This window comes from Streptomyces sp. NPDC046939, from assembly GCF_040644575.1.
GTDB lineage: Bacteria > Actinomycetota > Actinomycetes > Streptomycetales > Streptomycetaceae > Streptomyces.
Window position 1 is genome coordinate 160,371 of record NZ_JBEYWV010000017.1, and the last position, 17,719, is coordinate 178,089.

Annotated in this window: 17 protein-coding genes; 3 read left to right on the plus strand and 14 right to left on the minus strand. The window is 71.5% G+C overall.

Translation table 11 applies throughout. From position 1 onward, the window contains the following. Positions 1 to 12: 12 nt before the first annotated feature. Positions 13 to 1,791 (plus strand): SGNH/GDSL hydrolase family protein, encoded by a 1,779-nt coding sequence (locus ABZ877_RS20350; RefSeq protein WP_361072967.1) that lies wholly within the window; start codon positions 13 to 15, stop codon positions 1,789 to 1,791. Between the two features lie 294 nt (positions 1,792 to 2,085). On the opposite strand, the gene ABZ877_RS20355 is transcribed toward ABZ877_RS20350, so the two are convergent. Beyond that, complete coding sequence (locus tag ABZ877_RS20355) at positions 2,086 to 2,865, minus strand: exodeoxyribonuclease III (RefSeq protein WP_361072970.1); 780 nt, start codon at positions 2,863 to 2,865, stop codon at positions 2,086 to 2,088. 117 nt (positions 2,866 to 2,982) lie between these two features. Here ABZ877_RS20355 and ABZ877_RS20360 point away from each other — a divergent pair, with 117 nt between their 5' ends. Next, positions 2,983 to 3,558: a hydrolase gene (locus ABZ877_RS20360; protein ID WP_361072974.1), complete on the plus strand. Its 576-nt coding sequence runs from the start codon at positions 2,983 to 2,985 to the stop codon at positions 3,556 to 3,558. 7 nt (positions 3,559 to 3,565) lie between these two features. On the opposite strand, the gene ABZ877_RS20365 is transcribed toward ABZ877_RS20360, so the two are convergent. From ABZ877_RS20365 to ABZ877_RS20380, 4 genes are all read right to left on the minus strand, one after another. Next, the gene (locus tag ABZ877_RS20365; RefSeq protein ID WP_361072977.1) at positions 3,566 to 4,201 is read right to left on the minus strand and encodes an MBL fold metallo-hydrolase; all 636 of its coding nucleotides are present in this window, start codon (positions 4,199 to 4,201) and stop codon (positions 3,566 to 3,568) included. A gap of 45 nt (positions 4,202 to 4,246) precedes the next feature. Beyond that, complete coding sequence (gene pcaC / locus ABZ877_RS20370; RefSeq protein WP_361072980.1) at positions 4,247 to 5,533, minus strand: 4-carboxymuconolactone decarboxylase; 1,287 nt, start codon at positions 5,531 to 5,533, stop codon at positions 4,247 to 4,249. Positions 5,534 to 5,804: 271 nt separating this feature from the next. Further along, complete coding sequence (locus ABZ877_RS20375) at positions 5,805 to 6,224, minus strand: MerR family transcriptional regulator (protein WP_361072983.1); 420 nt, start codon at positions 6,222 to 6,224, stop codon at positions 5,805 to 5,807. Positions 6,225 to 6,251: 27 nt separating this feature from the next. Further along, complete coding sequence (locus ABZ877_RS20380) at positions 6,252 to 7,493, minus strand: MFS transporter (RefSeq protein WP_361072986.1); 1,242 nt, start codon at positions 7,491 to 7,493, stop codon at positions 6,252 to 6,254. Positions 7,494 to 7,610: 117 nt separating this feature from the next. Between ABZ877_RS20380 and ABZ877_RS20385 the strand changes: the two genes are divergently transcribed. Beyond that, entirely contained in the window at positions 7,611 to 7,826 is a 216-nt protein-coding gene (locus ABZ877_RS20385; RefSeq protein ID WP_361072989.1) for a hypothetical protein, read from the plus strand. Between the two features lie 4 nt (positions 7,827 to 7,830). Here ABZ877_RS20385 and ABZ877_RS20390 read toward each other — a convergent pair whose 3' ends face one another. The 9 genes from ABZ877_RS20390 to ABZ877_RS20430 all read right to left on the minus strand — a co-directional run bounded on the left by ABZ877_RS20390 (position 7,831) and on the right by ABZ877_RS20430 (position 17,674). Next, positions 7,831 to 8,670 carry a TIGR03619 family F420-dependent LLM class oxidoreductase gene (locus ABZ877_RS20390; protein WP_361072992.1) on the minus strand — a complete coding sequence of 280 codons (840 nt, stop codon included), beginning with the start codon at positions 8,668 to 8,670 and terminating at the stop codon, positions 7,831 to 7,833. A 259-nt stretch (positions 8,671 to 8,929) separates the two neighbouring features. Then, a complete protein-coding gene (locus ABZ877_RS20395) occupies positions 8,930 to 10,234 on the minus strand; it encodes a sulfite oxidase (RefSeq protein ID WP_361072995.1) in 1,305 nt (434 codons plus the stop codon). 110 nt (positions 10,235 to 10,344) lie between these two features. Then, a complete protein-coding gene (locus ABZ877_RS20400; protein ID WP_361072998.1) occupies positions 10,345 to 10,929 on the minus strand; it encodes a sugar kinase in 585 nt (194 codons plus the stop codon). Positions 10,930 to 10,967: 38 nt separating this feature from the next. Next, positions 10,968 to 12,107: an ROK family glucokinase gene (locus tag ABZ877_RS20405; RefSeq protein ID WP_361073001.1), complete on the minus strand. Its 1,140-nt coding sequence runs from the start codon at positions 12,105 to 12,107 to the stop codon at positions 10,968 to 10,970. 624 nt (positions 12,108 to 12,731) lie between these two features. Beyond that, positions 12,732 to 13,604: an ATP-binding cassette domain-containing protein gene (locus ABZ877_RS20410; RefSeq protein WP_361073004.1), complete on the minus strand. Its 873-nt coding sequence runs from the start codon at positions 13,602 to 13,604 to the stop codon at positions 12,732 to 12,734. Then, positions 13,571 to 14,638, minus strand: a complete 1,068-nt coding sequence (locus ABZ877_RS20415) for an ABC transporter permease (RefSeq protein WP_361073007.1) — start codon at positions 14,636 to 14,638, stop codon at positions 13,571 to 13,573. The genes ABZ877_RS20410 and ABZ877_RS20415 overlap by 34 nt, the downstream gene beginning before the upstream one ends. Next, entirely contained in the window at positions 14,635 to 15,639 is a 1,005-nt protein-coding gene (locus ABZ877_RS20420) for a sugar ABC transporter substrate-binding protein (protein ID WP_361073010.1), read from the minus strand. The genes ABZ877_RS20415 and ABZ877_RS20420 overlap by 4 nt, the downstream gene beginning before the upstream one ends. Positions 15,640 to 15,779: 140 nt before the next feature. After that, positions 15,780 to 16,793 carry a sugar ABC transporter substrate-binding protein gene (locus ABZ877_RS20425; RefSeq protein ID WP_361073013.1) on the minus strand — a complete coding sequence of 338 codons (1,014 nt, stop codon included), beginning with the start codon at positions 16,791 to 16,793 and terminating at the stop codon, positions 15,780 to 15,782. A 116-nt stretch (positions 16,794 to 16,909) separates the two neighbouring features. After that, complete coding sequence (locus ABZ877_RS20430; RefSeq protein ID WP_361073016.1) at positions 16,910 to 17,674, minus strand: GntR family transcriptional regulator; 765 nt, start codon at positions 17,672 to 17,674, stop codon at positions 16,910 to 16,912. Positions 17,675 to 17,719 lie beyond the last annotated feature (45 nt).

The window sequence follows — 17,719 nt, forward strand, 5'->3', positions numbered from 1 at the left end:
AGGGAGCCGGCCGTGCGCCGACGCACCTGGACCGCCGCACTCGCCCTGGCCGTCTGCGCGGGCCTCGCCCCCGTCACCGCCGCGGGCGCCGCCCCCGCCCCGCACAGACCCGGGCCGCTCCCCCTGGAGCGGCTCTTCGACAACCGCGCGGTCAGCGACGACAGCGCGCCGGACGCCGCCGACTTCGACGGCGCGGGCGGCTCGCTCTCCGCGCAGGACCTGACGGCCGCGGGGTGGACGCCCGGCACCCGGCTCGGCGTCGAGGGCGCCCGCCTGACCTGGCCGCGCACGGCGGGCTCGGGAGCGGACAACGTACGGGCCGACGGCCAGCGCGTCCGCGTCTCCGGGCGGGGCGACGCGCTGGCGTTCCTCGTCGCCGGGACGGGCGGCGACGCGCACGGCTCCGGCACCGTGCGCTACGCGGACGGCTCCCGGTCCGCGTACACGCTCACCGCGCCCGACTGGCGCACGGGCCCGCTCGCCACGAAGACGGTGGCCCTGCCGCACCGCAACACGCCCGGCGGTCAGCTCGCCGAGAAGACCCGCCTGTACGTGGTGACGGTGCCGGTGCGGACCGGCCACCGGATCACGTCGGTGGACCTGCCGCGAGCGACGGGCGGCGCGGCGCTGCACGTCTTCGCCCTGTCCGTGCGGGCGGCGACGACCGGCTGGACCGGGACCTGGGCGGCCTCCCCCGCCGGGTACACGACGGTCGGGCCCTGGCTCGACCGCACGGTGCGGCTCGTCGTGCACAGCAGCGTCGGCGGCTCGCGGGTCCGCATCCGGCTCGACAACACGTTCGCCTCGACGCCGGTACGGGTCGGGAGCGCGTCCGTGGCCGTGCAGGGGGCCGGGGCGGAGGCGCGGGGCAAACCGGCGCGGCTGACGTTCCGGGGCGGGCTCGGCACGGTGCTGCCCGCGGGCGGCCAGGCGTACAGCGACCCGGTCCGCTTCCGCGTGCCCGCCGACACCAATCTGCTGGTCAGCTTTCACCTGCCCGAACCGGTCGCCGCCGCGCCCGTGCACAGCCAGGCCCTCCAGACGTCGTACGTGAGCGAACCCGGGGACCACGCGACGGAGGCGGCGGGGACGGCGTACACGTCGACGATCTCGTACTGGCCGCTGCTCACGGGGGTCGACGTGGACGGCGGTCCCGGCTCCGTGGTGCTGCTCGGGGACTCCATCACGGACGGGGTGCGCTCGACGCCGAACGCCAACCGGCGGTGGCCGAACGTGCTCGCCACGCGGCTGCTCGGCCAGTCGGACGTGCCGCGCTACGGCGTACTGAACGAAGGGATCTCCGCGAACCGCGTCGTCGCCGACCGGTACCCGGGCGACGGGATCTCCACCGACACGGGCGGGGTCAGCGCCCTGCACCGCCTCGACCGCGACGTCCTCTCCCAGACCTCGGCACGGACCGTCGTCGTCTTCCAGGGCATCAACGACGTGCGGTGGGGGGCGAGCGCGGAACAGGTCGTGGCCGGGCTGCGGGAGATCGCGCGGCGGGCGCACGCGCGGGGGCTCAAGGTGATCGGGGCGACGGTCACTCCGTGCGAGGGGGAGGCGTTGTGCACGGGGGCCGCCGATGCGGAGCGCGTCGCGGTGAACGGGTTCTTGCGCGGGGCCGGTTCAGGGTTCGACGGGGTGCTTGACTTCGACGCCGTGCTGCGGGACCCGGGGCGGCCTTCGCGGATGCGGGCGGAGTTCGACTCGGGGGATCATTTGCATCCGGGCGATGCGGGGTTGCGGGCGCTGGCGGACTCGGTGGACCTGCGCCTTCTGACGCCGTAGGTCGACCGGTTGGGTGAGGGGTGCGGCTCTCGTCGTGGCTGGTCGCGCAGTTCCCCGCGCCCCTGGAGCATGCGGCTCCGCCGCAGCCCCCTGAGATGGCGCACGCAGTGCGCATCTCAGGGGCGCGGGGAACGGCGCGAGCAACCACGACGTGAGCCGCACCCGAAAACGCGCAGGGGGGAATGCCGCACGAAGTGCGCATTCCGGGGGCGCGGGGAACGGCGCGACCAGCCACGACGGGGGGGCGGCCGGGACGCGACCCGGGCAGGGCCGACGCGCTGCCGCCGGGCCGCGCTACACGTCCAGGTCCACCACGACGGGGGCGTGATCGGACGCCCCCTTCCCCTTCCGCTCCTCCCGATCGACATACGCATCCTTCGTCGCGGCAGCGAACGCCGCATTCCCGTACACCAGATCGATCCGCATCCCCCGGTTCTTAGGGAACCCGAGCTGCCGATAGTCCCAGTACGTGAAGGGGTGGTCGTACTTGAGGGGGCGCGGGACGACATCGGAGAGCCCCGTGTCGCGCAGCGCGGCCAGCGCGGCGCGCTCCCCGGGGGTGACATGGGTGGCGCCCTCGAAGAGGGAGATGTCCCAGACGTCGTCATCGGTCGGCGCCACGTTGTAGTCGCCGAGGACGGCGAACGGCCGGGAGCCGGCCGCGTCGTCCGCGACGGCGGCCCTCAGCGCCTCGAACCACTCCAGCTTGTACGCGTAGTGGGGATGCCCGACCTCCCGCCCGTTCGGCACGTAGACCGACCACACCCGCACGGGACCGCAGGTCGCGGAGACGGCGCGCGGCTCCTCGACCCCCTCGTACCCGGGGTCCCCGGGCAGCCCCCGGACGACGTCCTCCAGGCCGACGCGGGAGATCACCGCCACCCCGTTCCACCGCCCGTTGGCGTTGACCGCCGCCTCGTAGCCCAGCTCCCGCAGCTCGTCCGTGGGGAACTGCTCAGCCGAGCACTTGGTCTCCTGGACGCACAGCACGTCCGTGCCGCTGGACTCCAGCCAGGCCAGGAGGCGCGGGAGGCGCGCGGTGATCGAGTTCACGTTCCACGTAGCAATGCGCATGCCGTCCAACCTACCCGCCGGGTGTGACAACGGGCCCGTGACCACGTGCCCGCCCCACCCCCGCACATAGACAGGTAACCTTGCAAGTTTTCCTGCCGGACGGCTAGCCTGCGCACCATGAGCATCAGCACCCCCCTGGACGAGCGCCCCGCGCTCGTCCTCATCGACCTCCAGAACGGCATCCTCGGCCTGCCCACCGTGCACCCCTCGGCGGACGTGCTGAAGAACGCCGCGCGGCTCGCCGACGCCTTCCGCGCCAAGGGCCTGCCCGTCGTGCGTGTGCGCGTGGCCTGGTCGCCGGACGGCGGCGACCTGCCGGTGAGCCGCACCGAGGCGCCCGGCCCCCGGCAGGCGCCGCCCGCCGAGTTCGCGGAGTTCCCGGCCGAGCTGGGCCCCCTCGGCGACGACATCGTGATCACCAAGCGGCACTGGGGCGCCTTCACCGGCACCGAACTGGACCTGCAGTTGCGCCGGCGCGGCGTCACGCAGATCGTGCTCGGCGGCATCTCGACGTCGATCGGCGTCGAGTCGACCGCGCGCTCCGCGTTCGAGCTGAGCTACCACCAGGTGATCGTCACGGACGCGACGACCGACACGGACGCCGCGTCCCACGAGCACTCCATGGGCAAGATCTTCCCCCGCATCGCCCAGCTCGGCACGGTGGACGAGGTGCTCGAACTCCTCGCCCGCTAGCGGGTGTTCAGAGCTGCGCCGAGTCGCCCGGCGTCAGGCGCAGGTGCTCGGCCCCGCCGAGCCCGCCGATCTGCCGGTCGTAGATCGGCCGGGCGAGGTCGGTGAGGAGCGCGTCGTGGATGTCGTAGGCGCGGCTCGGCTTGACCTCGCGTACGTAGTCGATGACCTCGGAGATCTTGTTCCACGGGGCCATGACGGGCAGCATCAGCGTCTCGACAGGGTGGTCGGGGACGGTGAGCGCGTCACCGGGGTGGAAGACGGCGCCGCCGTCCACGAGGTAGCCGACGTTCGTGATGCGCGGGATGTCCGGATGGATGACGGCGTGCAGCTCGCCGTGGACCTGGACGTCGAACCCCGCCGCCGTGAACGTGTCGCCGTGGCCCACCGTGTGGACGCGGCCCGGGAACGCCGCCGAGAGCTGCTCCGCCACCGACCTCAGCGTCCAGATCCGCGCGCCGGGGTTGGCCTCCATCCCGGCGCGCAGCCGTGCCTCGTCGAAGTGGTCGGGGTGCTCGTGCGTCACCAGGATCGCGTCGGCGCCGAGCGCGGCGTCCTCCTCGGAGAACCCGCCCGGGTCGATGACCAGCGTCTGTCCGTCCTTCTCCAGGCGGACGCAGGAGTGGGACTTCTTCGTGAGCTTCATGGATCCCATCCTGCTCCGCCGTACGGGCGGACGGGCGGACGGGCCCTACTCCTGTGGTGTCGTCTCCTCGCGGATGACCTCCTTGGCCACCTTGAAAGCGGCGTTCGCGGCGGGCATCCCGCAGTAGACCGCCGTCTGGATCAGCACTTCCTTGATCTCGTCGGCGGTGAGGCCGTTGCGCAGGGCGGCCCGGGTGTGCGCTGCCAGCTCCTCGTGGTGCCCGCCCGCGACCAGGGCCGTCAGCGCCACGACGGAGCGCATGCGGCGGTCGAGGCCGCCGCGGTTCCACACCTCGCCCCAGGTGTAGCGGGTGAGGAACTCCTGGAAGTCGCCGGAGAAGTCGTCGGCCGTGGCGAGCGCCTGGTCCACGTGCGCGTCGCCGAGGACCTCGCGGCGCACCTTCAGCCCCGCCTCGTGCGGATCGGCGCGCACCGCCGCCTCCGGCTGAGCGGCGGCGATCTCGGCGACCGGGGCGACCGGCGGGGGCGGCGGCGCGATCACCGGCTTGGCGGGGGCGGCGACGATCGCGTGCTGCCCGGTCTCGTAGCCGGGGATCCAGGCCGAGGAGAAGTGGCGTACGAGGAGATCGGTGACGGCCGCCGGCTGCTCGACCGGGGCCAGGTGCGAGGCGCCGGGAACGACGGCGAGCCGCGCGTCCGGGATGCCGGCGACGAGCGTACGGGCCTCGGCCGGGCCGGTGACCTGGTCCTCCGACCCCACCAGGACGAGGGTCGGCACCCCGATGGCGCCCAGCTCCGTACGGATGTCGAAGGCGGCGAGCGCCTCGCACGCGGCGATGTAGCAGCCCGGGTCGGTCATGCGGACCATCTGCACGGCCCAGTCGGTGATGGCGGGCTGCGCGGCGGCGAAGCCGGAGGTGAACCAGCGCTCGGGCGAGGTCCGCGCGATCGGGTCGAGCCCGTTGCTGCGCACGATGACGCCGCGCTGGCGGAACTCGTCGGCCGTCCCGAATCTCGGCGAGGCCGCGATCAGGGCGAGGGAGGCGACGCGCTGCGGATGGCGCAGCGCCAGCTCGGCACCGACCGCACCGCCGAGCGAACAGCCCGCGTACCCGAAGCGCTGCACGCCCACGGCGTCGAGGGTGGCGAGAAGCCGGTTCGCGAGCTCCGCGACGGAACCGGCCGGATGGGCGGGGGCGCCGCCGTGCCCGGGAAGATCGAAGCGGAGCACCCGCCACTGCTTGGCCAGCTCGGGTATCTGGCGGTCCCACATGTGCCAGGTGGTGCCCAGTGAGGGACCGAGGATCAGGACCGGGGCCTCCTCTGGCCCGTCAAAGCGGTATTGCAGGGTGTTCGACGGCATCTCACTCACGCCCCAGACCCTCTCACGTCTCACAAACTCTCACACAGCCGGGTGAAGCCGACGGCTCGACGCACGCACAGCCCGACGCGTCGGGCGCTGCCGCCGGTCTCGCCGGTCAGATCCAGCCTCTCAGCGCATAGAGCCCGCTCCGGACGCAGTGCGGCATGCTGGCCGCGTCTTCACCCGGCCCTCACGTGGGCGCACCGCTTCCTCCATCAGCGAAGCCGCTGACGGCCCCGGGTTGGCGGCGGAGCACGGGACGGCGTCCCGGACAGGGTGCTCAGGCCGCCTTGTTCTCCGCGAGGCGGCGGGGGCAGACCCGTTCCCCGGGTGGGGCGACCCGGTCGCGCAGTTCGCCGAGCCGGTCGCGCAACTCGGCACGGACACGGGTGAGATGGTCGATCCGCTGCTGAATCACCGAGAGCCGCTGCTCGAAGACGGCGATCTTGGCGCTGAGGTCCGTGCAGCTGTGCTCGCTCAGCAACTCGTCACGCAGGCAGTCGTCGATGAGGAGCAGGTCCTCCGTGGTGAGACCGGCCGCCAACAGCAGCCGGATGTTCTCCACGACCCGCACGGCGTCGGGACCGTAGACGCGGTACCCGTTCGAGGTGCGCTCGGGGTGCAGCAGTCCGTGTTCCTCGTAATAACGCAGTGCGCGCGTGGTCGTGCCGGTGGCGTACGCGAGTTCCCCGATGCGCATGGTCCTCTTCCTTTCCGGTCGGAGTGCTCAGACCGTCTTAACGGACACGGGCTCGGCTTCCGTTTGCCGGCCGGCTGTACGACGTCGCTCTCCCGTGGTCTCGCCCAAGGCGAGCAGCAGGGCGATCAGAGCGACGACACCACCGACAACGGGCAGCCAGCGCAGTCCGGCGCCCGCGGCGATGACCCGGCCGCCGAGCCACCCGCCCAGAGCCGTACCGAGGTTGAACGCCGAGCTCTGCACGGTCAGTGCCAGGGTGCGGGCCTGCTGCGAGGCCACGTTGAGCAGGCGGGTGTTCACCGCGGGCATGACCGCGTAGTAGGCGGCGCCGAACAGGAACAGGAACGCCACCGCCACGTACTTGACGTCGGTGGAGCCGCCCAGGAGCAGCAGGGACGCCGCCAGGGCCGCGACGCCGACCGTTACGGCACCGAGAACCGAGCGGTCCGTGAGCCGACCGCCGATCAGGTTGCCGACTGTGCCTCCGATGCCGAACAGCAACAGGAGGACGGTGACCGAGGATGCGCCGAATCCGACGGCATCGGTGAGCAGAGGAGTGACGTAGGTGTAGGCGGTGAAGGAAGCAGCCGCACACAGTGCGGTGATCCCCGTGACGATCTGCACCCTGCGGTCACCGAGAACCTTGAGCTCCCTCAGCCTGCCCTGGTCGTCGTCGGCAGAGATGCCGGCGGTGTCGGGGGCGAGGGCCGCGACGGGCACGGTGGCGGCGAGGGTCAGCGCCGCGACCGCCCAGAAGGTGGCGCGCCAGTCCAGCCACTGTCCGAGTGCGGTACCGATGGGCAGGCCGGCGATCATCGCCAGGCTGAAGCCCAGCGAGACCCTGGCAACCGCCATGCCCCGCTTGTGCGGCGGCACGATGTCCGCGGCGATGCCGAAGAAGAGGGGCATCAGCGCGGAGTGGGCCAGCGCGGCGATGATCCGGCCACCGGCCAGCGGCCAGAAGGAGGGCGCCACCGCGGAGACGATGTTGCCGAGTACGTAGACGGCCATCAGAGCGATCAACAGCCGTCGCCTGCGCGCTCGCCCGGTGGTCAGGGCGAGGACCGGGCCCCCGATGACGACGGTCATGGCGAAGGAGCTGACCAGCAGCCCTGCCGTGGACAGTGAGACATCGGCATCGGCGGCGATGTCCGGCAGCAGGCCGGCGATCATGATTTCGCCGGTGCCGAGAGTGAACGAGCAGAGAGTGAGGACGGCCAGGGCCCAGGAGGTGGCCCGCTCGGAGGAAGAAGGGGTTGGTGTGGTCATGGGTGGCAGCATCAACCTTGACGTCAGGGTGAAGGTCAAGTCGCATGTGTCGCCCGCAGCTCCCCGCCGGCCGGCCGGCACAGCCTCGGCTGGTCGGAACTCGCCGAACATCCGGTAATGATCAACACGGTGAGCGGGGCCACGCGACTGCGGGACCGGCCGGAGGGGGCCCGGCCCACCAACGTGACGCTGTGCGGCGGATTCACCGAGTTCGTCCCGCTCGGAGGAGCCCCGCCCATGCCGCTGTGGCCGGTGTGTCCCTCGACCGGCGCCCATCCGCTGGCGGTTCGCTTCATGGAGCGCGGCACGGTGGCGTTGCGACAGGCAAGCTGAGCACTCACTCACCCCGCCATGCGGCGATCGCCAGTTCGTACTGCTCCAGATACCGCTCGACCACGGCCCGTCCGGCCGCCGGCAGCAAGGTCAGCACCCGTGTGACACCTGCCTGTTCACAGCGTTCCAGAATGCGCGGGTCATGCGGTACGCCGGCCAGGACCACAGGAACGCGAGCGCGTCCGGCGTCCTCGGCCCGCTTGTTCAGTTCGGGGATGCGGCTCAGCGTGTGGGTGAGCGTGTCCTCGTTCGCGAAATCGGGCAGCCAGGCATCCCCATAGGCGAGGACCCGGTCCAGTACCCGGGGACCCATGCCGCCGACCATGACCGGAGGATGCGGCCACTGAGCCGGCTTGGGCCGGGACCAGACGCCCTCGAAGGTGACGAACTCGCCCGCGTAGTCGGCCGTCGGCTGAGTCCAGATCGCCCGCATCGCCTCCACGTGCTCCCGCATGCGAGCGAAGCGGCGGTCCGGGTCCACACCGTGGTGCCGCATCTCGTCGGTGGCCCAGCCCGCGCCGACGCCGAAGTCGACGCGACCGCCGGAGAGATGGTCGACGCTCGCGACGGTCTTGGCCAGCACCAGCGGATCGTGCTGGGCCACCAGACAGATGGCGCTGCCGACGCGCAGTGAACGAGTGGCACAGGCGGCGGCCGTGGCGGCCACGAACGGATCGAGTGTCTCCCGGAACTTGTGCGGCATCCGGGCGGGCTGCGCTCCCGCCACGGCGTGCGTGTGCTCGGCGAAGTAGAGGGCGGTGTGCCCGTGCTCCTCCAGGAGCCGGGCCAGCGATCCCGGCGGCATGGTGGCGGGGGTGGCGAAGACCGAGGCGCCGGTTTCCATCAGAGGTGCTCCGGTGAAGTGAGTGCGCGGGCAGCGAGGGGGATGAGGATCGTATATGGCATCGGCGGGCGCCCGCCGCGATGAGCAGGTTGGTGATGTAGGAGACACCGACTCCCGCGCCGGGCCGGGCCAGGCCAGAGGGGCCGAACCGCCGCCGTCGTGTCCGAAGGAGTCACCGTCCACGCCGTCGCGCGGAGCGGCGCGTAGCCGGAAGCCGGCGCCGCCGTACACCATGGGGATGTCGATCAAAGGGTCGGTGTCAGACGACGGTGACCGGGTGGCGTACCACCGCGTCGAACAAGTAGCCCTGGGTGTTGTGGACCGCGGTGGCGGGCTGGGTGTGGCCCGTGGTGTCCGTGGCTCGGGCGAGGAGTTCCGTCGGGCCCTTGGCGGTCGGGTGCCAGCGGGTGGACCAGCGGACCCAGTCGGCGCGGCGCGGGGTGTCGTTGAGCTGGGCGCGGTGCCAGGTGCGGCCCGCGTCCGTGCTGACGTCCACGCGCGCGATGGTGCCCGTCGCCGACCAGGAGCGGCCCGTGAGGCGGTGGCCGGTGCGGGCGGGCAGGGTCGCGTTCCAGGGGAGTTCGAAGGCGGACTTCAGGGTCTGGCGGGTCAGCGGGGCGCTGCCCTCGGGCGGGTACGCGGCGCCGAACAGGCGGTAGAAGATCGTGTTCCAGGGTGAGAACAGCGGCTCGCGCGACACCTCGATGTCGCCGACCCACTTCGTCGACGCGATGCCGACCCAGGACGGGACGACGAGGCGGACCGGGGCACCGTGGTCCGGCGGGAGGGGCGCGCCGTTCATCTCGTAGGCGAGGAGTACGTCGTCGAGGGCCTTCGGTACGGGCAGGGGGCGGCGCACCCGGCCCAGGTTCGTGCCGTCCGCCGTCACGTACTCCGGGTCGAGGCCGCGCGGCAGGATGTCGACCGCGTCGCGCCGGATCCCCGCGAGGCGCAGGACGTCGGAGAGGCGGGCGCCGCGCCAGCGGGCCGAGCCGATCGCGCCGAGGGTCCAGGCGGTGCCCTCGACGCTCTGGCCCTGCTGGCTCGCGTAGAAGCTGCGGCCGTTGCCCGCGCACTCGACGAACGCGGAGCGGGTCACGGTGGGCAACCGCTTGAGGTCGGCGAGCGTGAACGTCCTCTCCTTGCCGCCCGCGAGGCCGTCGCCCCACAGCCTCAGCTCCCAGGTCGCCGGGTCGATGAGCGGCGTCGAGGTGTGGTTGCGGACGAAGAAGTGGGAGACGGGCGTGGAGTGGCCGGTCTCCGCGAGCGCGGCGAAGTTCGTCTCGGCGTTCGTGCCGCGGATCGTGAAGCGGTCGGCGGGGAGGGGCTTGACGATGCCGGGCGCGGCGGCGGCCGGGGCGGTCGCCCGGGGCGCGGCGTGGGCCGGGGCGGCGAGAGCGGGCGGCAAGGCGGTCGCGAGGCCCGCCGCCGCGAGGAGTCTCAGCAGGTCGCGGCGGTCCACGGTGTCGGCCCTCGCCCGCCCGGCGAGCCACTGTCGCAGCCGGCGCCGGTCGTAGGCGGCCTCGTCGGTCAGGATTCCGGGTGGTTCGGTCTGTGTCGTCACGCCCGGAGTGTAGGGAGGGGCGGGTGTTCCGGCCAGATCAACTTCCGTACTGCAACGCGCTGTTCACACCCGTTGTTCACAATCCGGGGCCGACGGTCCGGGGGCGGTCGTCAGGGGTGCGTGGTCGAGACTACGTAGACCATGGGGTGGTCCGGGTTGGAGCGGTTCACCACGACGCTGTGGGTGGGCGACGGGTCCTTCTGCGCGTGCGTGAGGCCGTACCAGGGGCCGGGGCCCGTGAACTCCCAGCCCGCCACCGACCGGTCGCGGTCGCTGATCGCCCAGTCGTCCTGCCGCAGCTCGTCCGTGCTGCTGCCGATGTCCTCGAGGAACTTCTCCAGGCCGTCGCCGCCGGTGAGAAACTGTGCGTACAGGCGGCTGACCTTGTAGTTGTTCGTCTCGTAGTAGGCGACGGCGCGGGACTGCCGGGGGATCGGGATCTCGTACAGGCGCCGCTGCACCTTCGACGGCCAGCCGATGGTCAGGCCCGTCGCCGAGTACTTGGCCTCCTTGTCCTTGCCGCTGTCACGGCTCTGGTTCGCCGAGATCACCAGATAGCCGGCGGGGATCCCGATGAGCAGCACGATGGTCAGGAGGGTGAGGGCGCGGCGGCGGATCACGCGGCGGCGGGCCTGCCCCTGGGGCGGCGGCTCCTCGTCCGGGGACGGGGGCTGGCGGGGCACGGTCGTCGTCATGGCTGGCATTCCTGTCGTCCCGGTCATTCTGCGCGGCCTCAGCCCTCGGCGTCACCGGCGGTACGGGCGTAGCGGTCGTACCGCTCGTAGCGCTCCACGCGGCGGCGCTTCGCACGGCGGAAGCGACGCGCGACCAGGCGGGCCAGGTCGGCGGCGCCCACCATGCCCGCCTCCGGGCCGAGCTGGGCGCGGGCGATCCGGGCCTCCGGGCGGTAGCCGCGGCCGGTCAGATGGCGCTTGAACGCGTCCCGTGCCGGGCCGATGAGCAGGTCGTCGGCGGCCGACACGCCGCCGCCGATCACGAAGCAGGACGGGTCGAGCGCGGCGGCCAGGTTCGCGATGCCGACGCCGAGCCACTGGCCGATGTCCTGCAACAGCTCCACGCACATCGCGTCGCCCTCGCGGGCCAGCTCCGTGATCAGCGGGCCCGTGATGTCGGGGACGCTGCCCTTCACCCGCTCGATGATGTTGTACGCCACCGGGGAGTCGGCGGCGGCCAGCTCGCGGGCCTCACGGACCAGCGCGTTGCCCGAGCTGTACTGCTCCCAGCAGCCCCGGTTGCCGCACGGGCAGCGGTGCCCTCCGGGGACGACCTGCATATGGCCGAACTCCCCCGCCACGCCGAACTTGCCGCGCTTGACCTGGCCGTCCTCCAGGATCGCGCCGCCGATGCCGGTGCCCAGGGTGATCATGACGAGGTGTTCCTCGCCGCGCCCCGCGCCGAACCGCCACTCGGCCCAGGCCGCCGTGTTCGCGTCGTTGTCGACCAGTACGGGGACCGAGAGGCGCCCCGCGAGACGGTCCCGGAGCGGTTCGTTGCGCCACGACAGGTGCGGGGCGAACAGGACCCGGTTGCGGTCCGCGTCGACCCAGCCGGCCGCGCCGATGCCGACCGCGTGCACGTCGTGGCGGTCCGACAGGTCCAGGACCAGCTCCGTGATCGTGTCCTCGACGACCTTCGGGCTCTTCGACTTGTCCGGCGTCTCCGCCCGCAACGTCTCCAGGATGACGCCGTCCGCGTCGACGACTCCAGCCATCACCTTCGTGCCGCCGATGTCGATACCGACGGTGGGGACGCGCGGGGCCGTCAGATGCGAGCGGCGCTCCCGGGTGCCGACCGTCCGCAGGACGGTGGCCCGGGCGGAGCCACGGTGGGCTAGGTCGCGGTAGGTGCTCATTGCGGCGATTCTGCCTCACGGGGTGGCTGCGCCGCGATCCGGGTTTCTGGTTCGGGGGGTGGGTCGGGTGGGCGGGGGCCTTCTTGGGCGGGGTTCTCGGGCGGCTCGGTGATGGGGTGGGGGGTGGGGTGCGGGTCGGTGGTTCCTCGCGTCCCTGAGGGCACGCTACGGGTGGGGTGGCGAGCGTTTTGGTCGCGACCGGCAGGCCGGTGGGGGTTGGTCGCGCAGTTCCCCGCGCCCCTGAGGGACACGCCACGGGTGGGGTGACGGGCGTTTTGGTCGCGACCGGCAGGCCGGTGGGGGCTGGTCGCGCCGTTCCCCGCGCCCCTGACAGACACGCCACCAGCGGGGTGCTGCACGTCTCCATCGCGACCAGCCGGCCGGTGGGGGCTGAGCGCGCAGTTCCCCGCGCCCCTGGGATGCGCACTTCGTGCGGCATCTCAGGGGGGCGGCTGGAGGCGCGGCGGAGCCGCAGGCCTTCAGGGGCGCGGGGAACTGCGCGAGCAGCCACGACGGTGGTGCGGTCGGGGTGCGACCCGGGCGTGGCAGACGCTTCCCAGGGGCGCGGGGAACGGCGCGAGCGACCACGATGCTCCCGCGGCCAGCCCACGGGTCGGGCCGGCGTTACTTCTCCGCCCCGCCCCCCGAATGCCCACCCAAATGCGTAGGCACCGGCGCCCGCTCCAGCTCGTGCCGGAGGTCGTCCAGTTCGTTGCCGCCTGCCATCTGGCGGGTCAGTTCGTCCAGCGTGATCTCGTCGCGGGTGTGGCTGCCGAACATCGCCCCGCGCTTGAGCAGGACGAAACGGTCACCCACCAGGTACGCGTGGTGCGGGTTGTGCGTGATGAGGACCACGCCGAGACCCGCGTCCCGCGCCGCGGCCACGTACTTCAGGACCACCCCGGACTGCTTCACGCCGAGCGCCGCCGTGGGCTCGTCCAGGACCAGCACCTTCGCGCCGAAATACACCGCCCGGGCGATCGCGACGCACTGGCGCTCGCCGCCTGAGAGCGTGCCGACGGGCTGGTCGACGTCGCGCAGGTCGATGCCCATGCGGGCGAGCTCCTCGCGGGTCGTCCGGCGCATGAACTCGACGTCCATCCGCTTGAACGGGCCCGCCCCCTTCGTCGGCTCGGAGCCGAGGAAGAAGTTGCGCCAGACCGGCATCAGGGGGACGACGGCGAGGTTCTGGTGGACGGTGGCGATCCCGCGGTCCAGCGCGTCGCGCGGGTTCGCGAGCTTCGTCTCCTCGCCCTCGATGGAGAAGGTGCCCGCGTCGTGCCGGTGAAGCCCTGCGATGATCTTGATGAGGGTGGACTTGCCCGCCCCGTTGTCGCCGAGGACGCAGGTGATCTCCCCCGCGTTCACGAGCAGCGACACGTCCTCCAGGGCGCGGATGTTGCCGTAGTACTTGCTGACGCCCTCGAGTTCCACCAGCGGCGCCGCCGGTTCGTGCTGCGTACTCACTTGATCGCCTCCGCGCGCTTGCGGACCCACGCGTTGAGCAGGGTCGCGAGGAGCAGCATCGCTCCGAGGAAGAACTTGAACCAGTCCGAGTTCCACTCGGCGAACACGATGCCCTTGCTGGTCATGCCGAAGATCAGCGCGCCGATGGCGGCGCCGACCGCGGAGCCGTAGCCGCCGGTGATCAGACAGCCGCCGATGACGGCCGCGACGATGTAGATCAGCTCGTTGCCGACGCCTTCGCCGGACTGCACGACGTCGTACGAGAAGAGCAGGTGCTGGCCGGAGATCCAGGCGCCGAAGGCGACGCCCATGTAGAGGCCGATCTTGGTCTTGTTGACCGGGACGCCGACCGCGCGGGCCGCGTCCACGTCACCGCCGACCGCGAAGATCCAGTTGCCGGCGCGGGTGCGCAGCAGGATCCAGGTCGCCACCAGGATTAGCGCCAGCCACCAGATGATCGTGATCTTGAAGTCGATGCCGCCGATGGTGATGGTCGAGGCGAAGACCGACTTGGCCGAGGAGAAGCCTTCCATGTCGGAGATCGACTTCGTGGAGACGGTGCCGCTGATGAGCTTGGTGAAGCCGAGGTTCATGCCGGTCAGCATCAGGAACGTGCCGAGCGTGATGATGAAGCTGGGCAGTTTGGTGCGGGTCAGCATCACGCCGTTGAAGACGCCGATGGCGAGGGTGACCAGGAGCGACACACCGACGCCTACCCAGGTGTTCGCCGTCATCTGGTAGCTGAACATCGACGAGATCAGCGCGGAGGACGTCACGAGGACACCGGCCGACAGGTCGAACTCGCCGCCGATCATGAGAAGCGCCACCGGCACGGCCATGATGCCGAGCGTGGAGGCCGCGTACAGGACCGTCGCGAGGCTGGTCGCGCGCAGGAAGCTGTCCGCGAAGATCGCGAAGAAGACGAAGACCGCGACGGCACCGACGACCGAGCCCAGCTCGGGGCGGCCGAGCAGCTTCTTCCAGGGCGAGGTGCGCAGCAGCCGCTCGTCGGCCGGCGGGTCCGGCTGCTTTCCGGGCTGCTTCTCGGGAGCGGTCATCGTCATCGTGTCCCCCGCTTCGCGTATTCCTCGAGCTTGGCGGCCTCGTCCTTGGTCACGATCTGCGGGCCGGTGAGGACGGGCTGTCCGCCGCCGAGCACGTTGGCGTTGTACCGGTAGAGCCAGAGCAGGTCGACGGCCTGGTAGCCCTGGAGGTAGGGCTGCTGGTCGACGGCGAAGCCGAGCGAGCCGTCCTTGAGGCCCTGGGCGACCTTCTCGTTCAGGTCGAAGGTGTCGATCTCGGCCTTGCTGCCCGCGTCCTCGGCCGACTTCACGGCGGTGGCGGCGAAGGGGGCGCCGAGCGTGACGACGGCGTCGACGGACTTGTCGGACTGGAGCTTGGCCTCGATGGAGGACTGCACGTCGGGCATGTTGGTGCCCTCGACGTACAGGTTGGTCATCGTGCCCTTGAACGTCTCCTTGGCGCCTTCGCAGCGCTGCTCATGGCCGACGTTGCCCTGCTCGTGCAGGATGCACAGCGCCTTCTTCTTGCCGCGCTTGTTCAGCTCCTCGCCGACGGCCCGGCCCGCGATCTTCTCGTCCTGTCCGATGTGGGTGAGGGCGCCGAACGCCTTGGACTCGGCGGAGCCCGAGTTCACCGTGATCACCGGGATGCCGGCCTTCTCGGCGCGGGCGACGGCGGCCTTCATGGCGGCGGGCTTGGCGAGGGTGACGATGATGCCGTCGACCTTCTTGTCGATCGCGGCGTCGACGAGCTGCGCCTGCTGGTTGGCCTCGTCGTTGTGCGAGTACAGGAAGTTGATGTTGTCCTTGATCGCCGCCTGCTTGGCGCCGCTCTGGACGATGTCCCAGAAGGTGTCGCCGTCGCCCGAGTGGGTGATCATCGCGAACGTCCAGCGCGGGGTGTTCACCGCCGCCTTGCCCTGCGCGGCCTGGGCTTTCCTGGCGTCCTCCGCCCGCTTGCCGCCGGTGCTGCTGCAACCCGCCAGCGAGAGGCCGAGCGCCCCCGCAACGGCGATGCCCACCCAGGTCCGAAACCGTGCCACGAGGCCGTGCCCTTCTTGGTCTGCTGCGTCGTACACCGGAACCGGCGACGGGCCGGTCCCGGTGGACCGTCGTCCGGTCCTTGGGGACCGTTTCGCGGTCCCAAACGCACAAGTATGGGTCACGGGGATCATCCAACGGTTCACCGGGTGCCGCGCGCGGTGTACTTCTCGAGCTGGGGGACGTCCTGCGCGGTGACGAGGGCCGGGCCGGTCAGGACGGGTTTTCCGCCGCCGAGGACGTTGCCGTTGGTCTTGTACAGCCACAGTTCGTCGACGGCCAGATAGCCCTGGAGGTAGGGCTGCTGGTCGACGGCGAAGGCGACCTCCTTCGCCTTGAGGCGCCGGACGACCTCGGCGTTCAGGTCGAAGGTGGCGATCTCCGCCTTGCTGCCCGCGTCGTCCTTCGCCTTCACGGCGAGGGCCGCTACGGGCGCGCCGAGCGCCACGATCGCGTCGATGTCCTTGTCGGCCTGGAGCTTCGCCTCGATGGAGGACTGGGAGCTGGGGGCGTTGGTGCCGTCGACGCTCAGGTTCTCGACCGTGCCCTTGAAGGTCTTCTTGACGCCCGCGCAGCGCTGCTCCAGCGAGACGTTGCCCTGTTCGTGGATGACGCACAGGACCTTCTTGCGGCCCTCCTGCGCCAGCTTCGTGCCGACCGCCTCACCGGCCACCGACTCCTCCTGGCCGATGTGGCTCAGCGCGCCGAACCTCTGCGAGAACTCCGAGCCCGAGTTGATCGAGACGACCGGGATGCCCGCCGCCTTCGCCTTGCCGAGCACCGCCTGCATGGCCTCCGGTTTGGCGAGCGTGACGACGATCCCGTCGACCTTCTTGTCGATGGCCGCCTGCACCAGCTCGGCCTGGCCCTTCGCCTCCTTGTCGTTGGAGTAGAGGAAGTCGACGTTGTCCTTGGCGGCGGCCTGCTTGGCGCCGCTGCGGACGATGTCCCAGAACGTGTCGCCCTCACCCGAGTGCGTCACCATCGCGATCTTGAGCCGGGGCGTGGAGACACCCTGACCCCCACCGGACGACCCGTCCGCCTTGTCCTCGGAATCCTTGCCGCCCGATCCGCTGCAACCGGCGGCGAGGGCGACCACCGCGACGAGCGCCGCGGCGGTGCGAGCTGTACGGGGCGTCGTGCGGGACCTGCGCATGGTGGAGCCACCTCTCCTCCGGCCGCGCGGTGCGGCTGGAGGAGTTTGTAGCGGGGTCGCCCCGCAGCGTCAACGCCTTTGTCATAACATTCGGACCGCTTTCGCGCGGGCCGTGTTCAGGACCGTACGAGGAGCTGGAACTCGAAGGAGTAGCGCGAGGCCCGGTACGTGTGCGAGCCGAACTCGACCGCGCGCCCCTTGTCGTCAAAGGTGGTGCGCTGCATCGTCAGGAGCGGGGCGCCCGCCGGCTCGGTGAGGCGCTCGCCCTCGGCGGCGGTCGCGGCCCGTGCGCCGACCGACTGCCGGGCGCTGTGCAGCGTGATCCCTGCGGTGCGCATCAGCCGGTACAGGCCCGTCGCCTCCAGACGGGCGTCCTCCAGGGCGAGCAGTCCGGTCGGCAGATGGTTGCAGAGGTATGCGACCGGCTCGCCGTGGGCGAGGCGGAGCCGCTCGACGCGGTGCACCTCCTCGCCCTCGGCGAGCGCGAGCGCGGCGGCGACCTCGGCGGAGGCGGGCACGAGGGTGTTGGCCAGGACCCGGGTCTCCGGGCGCTGGCCCGCGGCCTCCAGGTCGTCGTAGAGGCTGGACAGCTCCAGCGGGCGCTTGACCTGGCTGTGCACGACCTGGGTGCCGACGCCGCGGCGCCGCACGAGCAGCCCCTTGTCGACGAGGGACTGGATGGCCTGGCGGACGGTGGGCCGGGACAGGCCGAGCCGGCCCGCCAGCTCGATCTCATTGCCGAGCAGGCTGCCGGGGGTCAGGGCGCCGCGCTCGATCGCCGCCTCCAACTGCTGGGAGAGCTGGAAGTACAGCGGGACCGGGCTGGAACGGTCGACGCCGAGTTCGAGCGGGAGGGTGGGGTCGGCTACGGGTTTGGCCACGGGGCGAGCGTAGCGGCGAGGTGTTGTTGACGGGAAGTCCGGAAG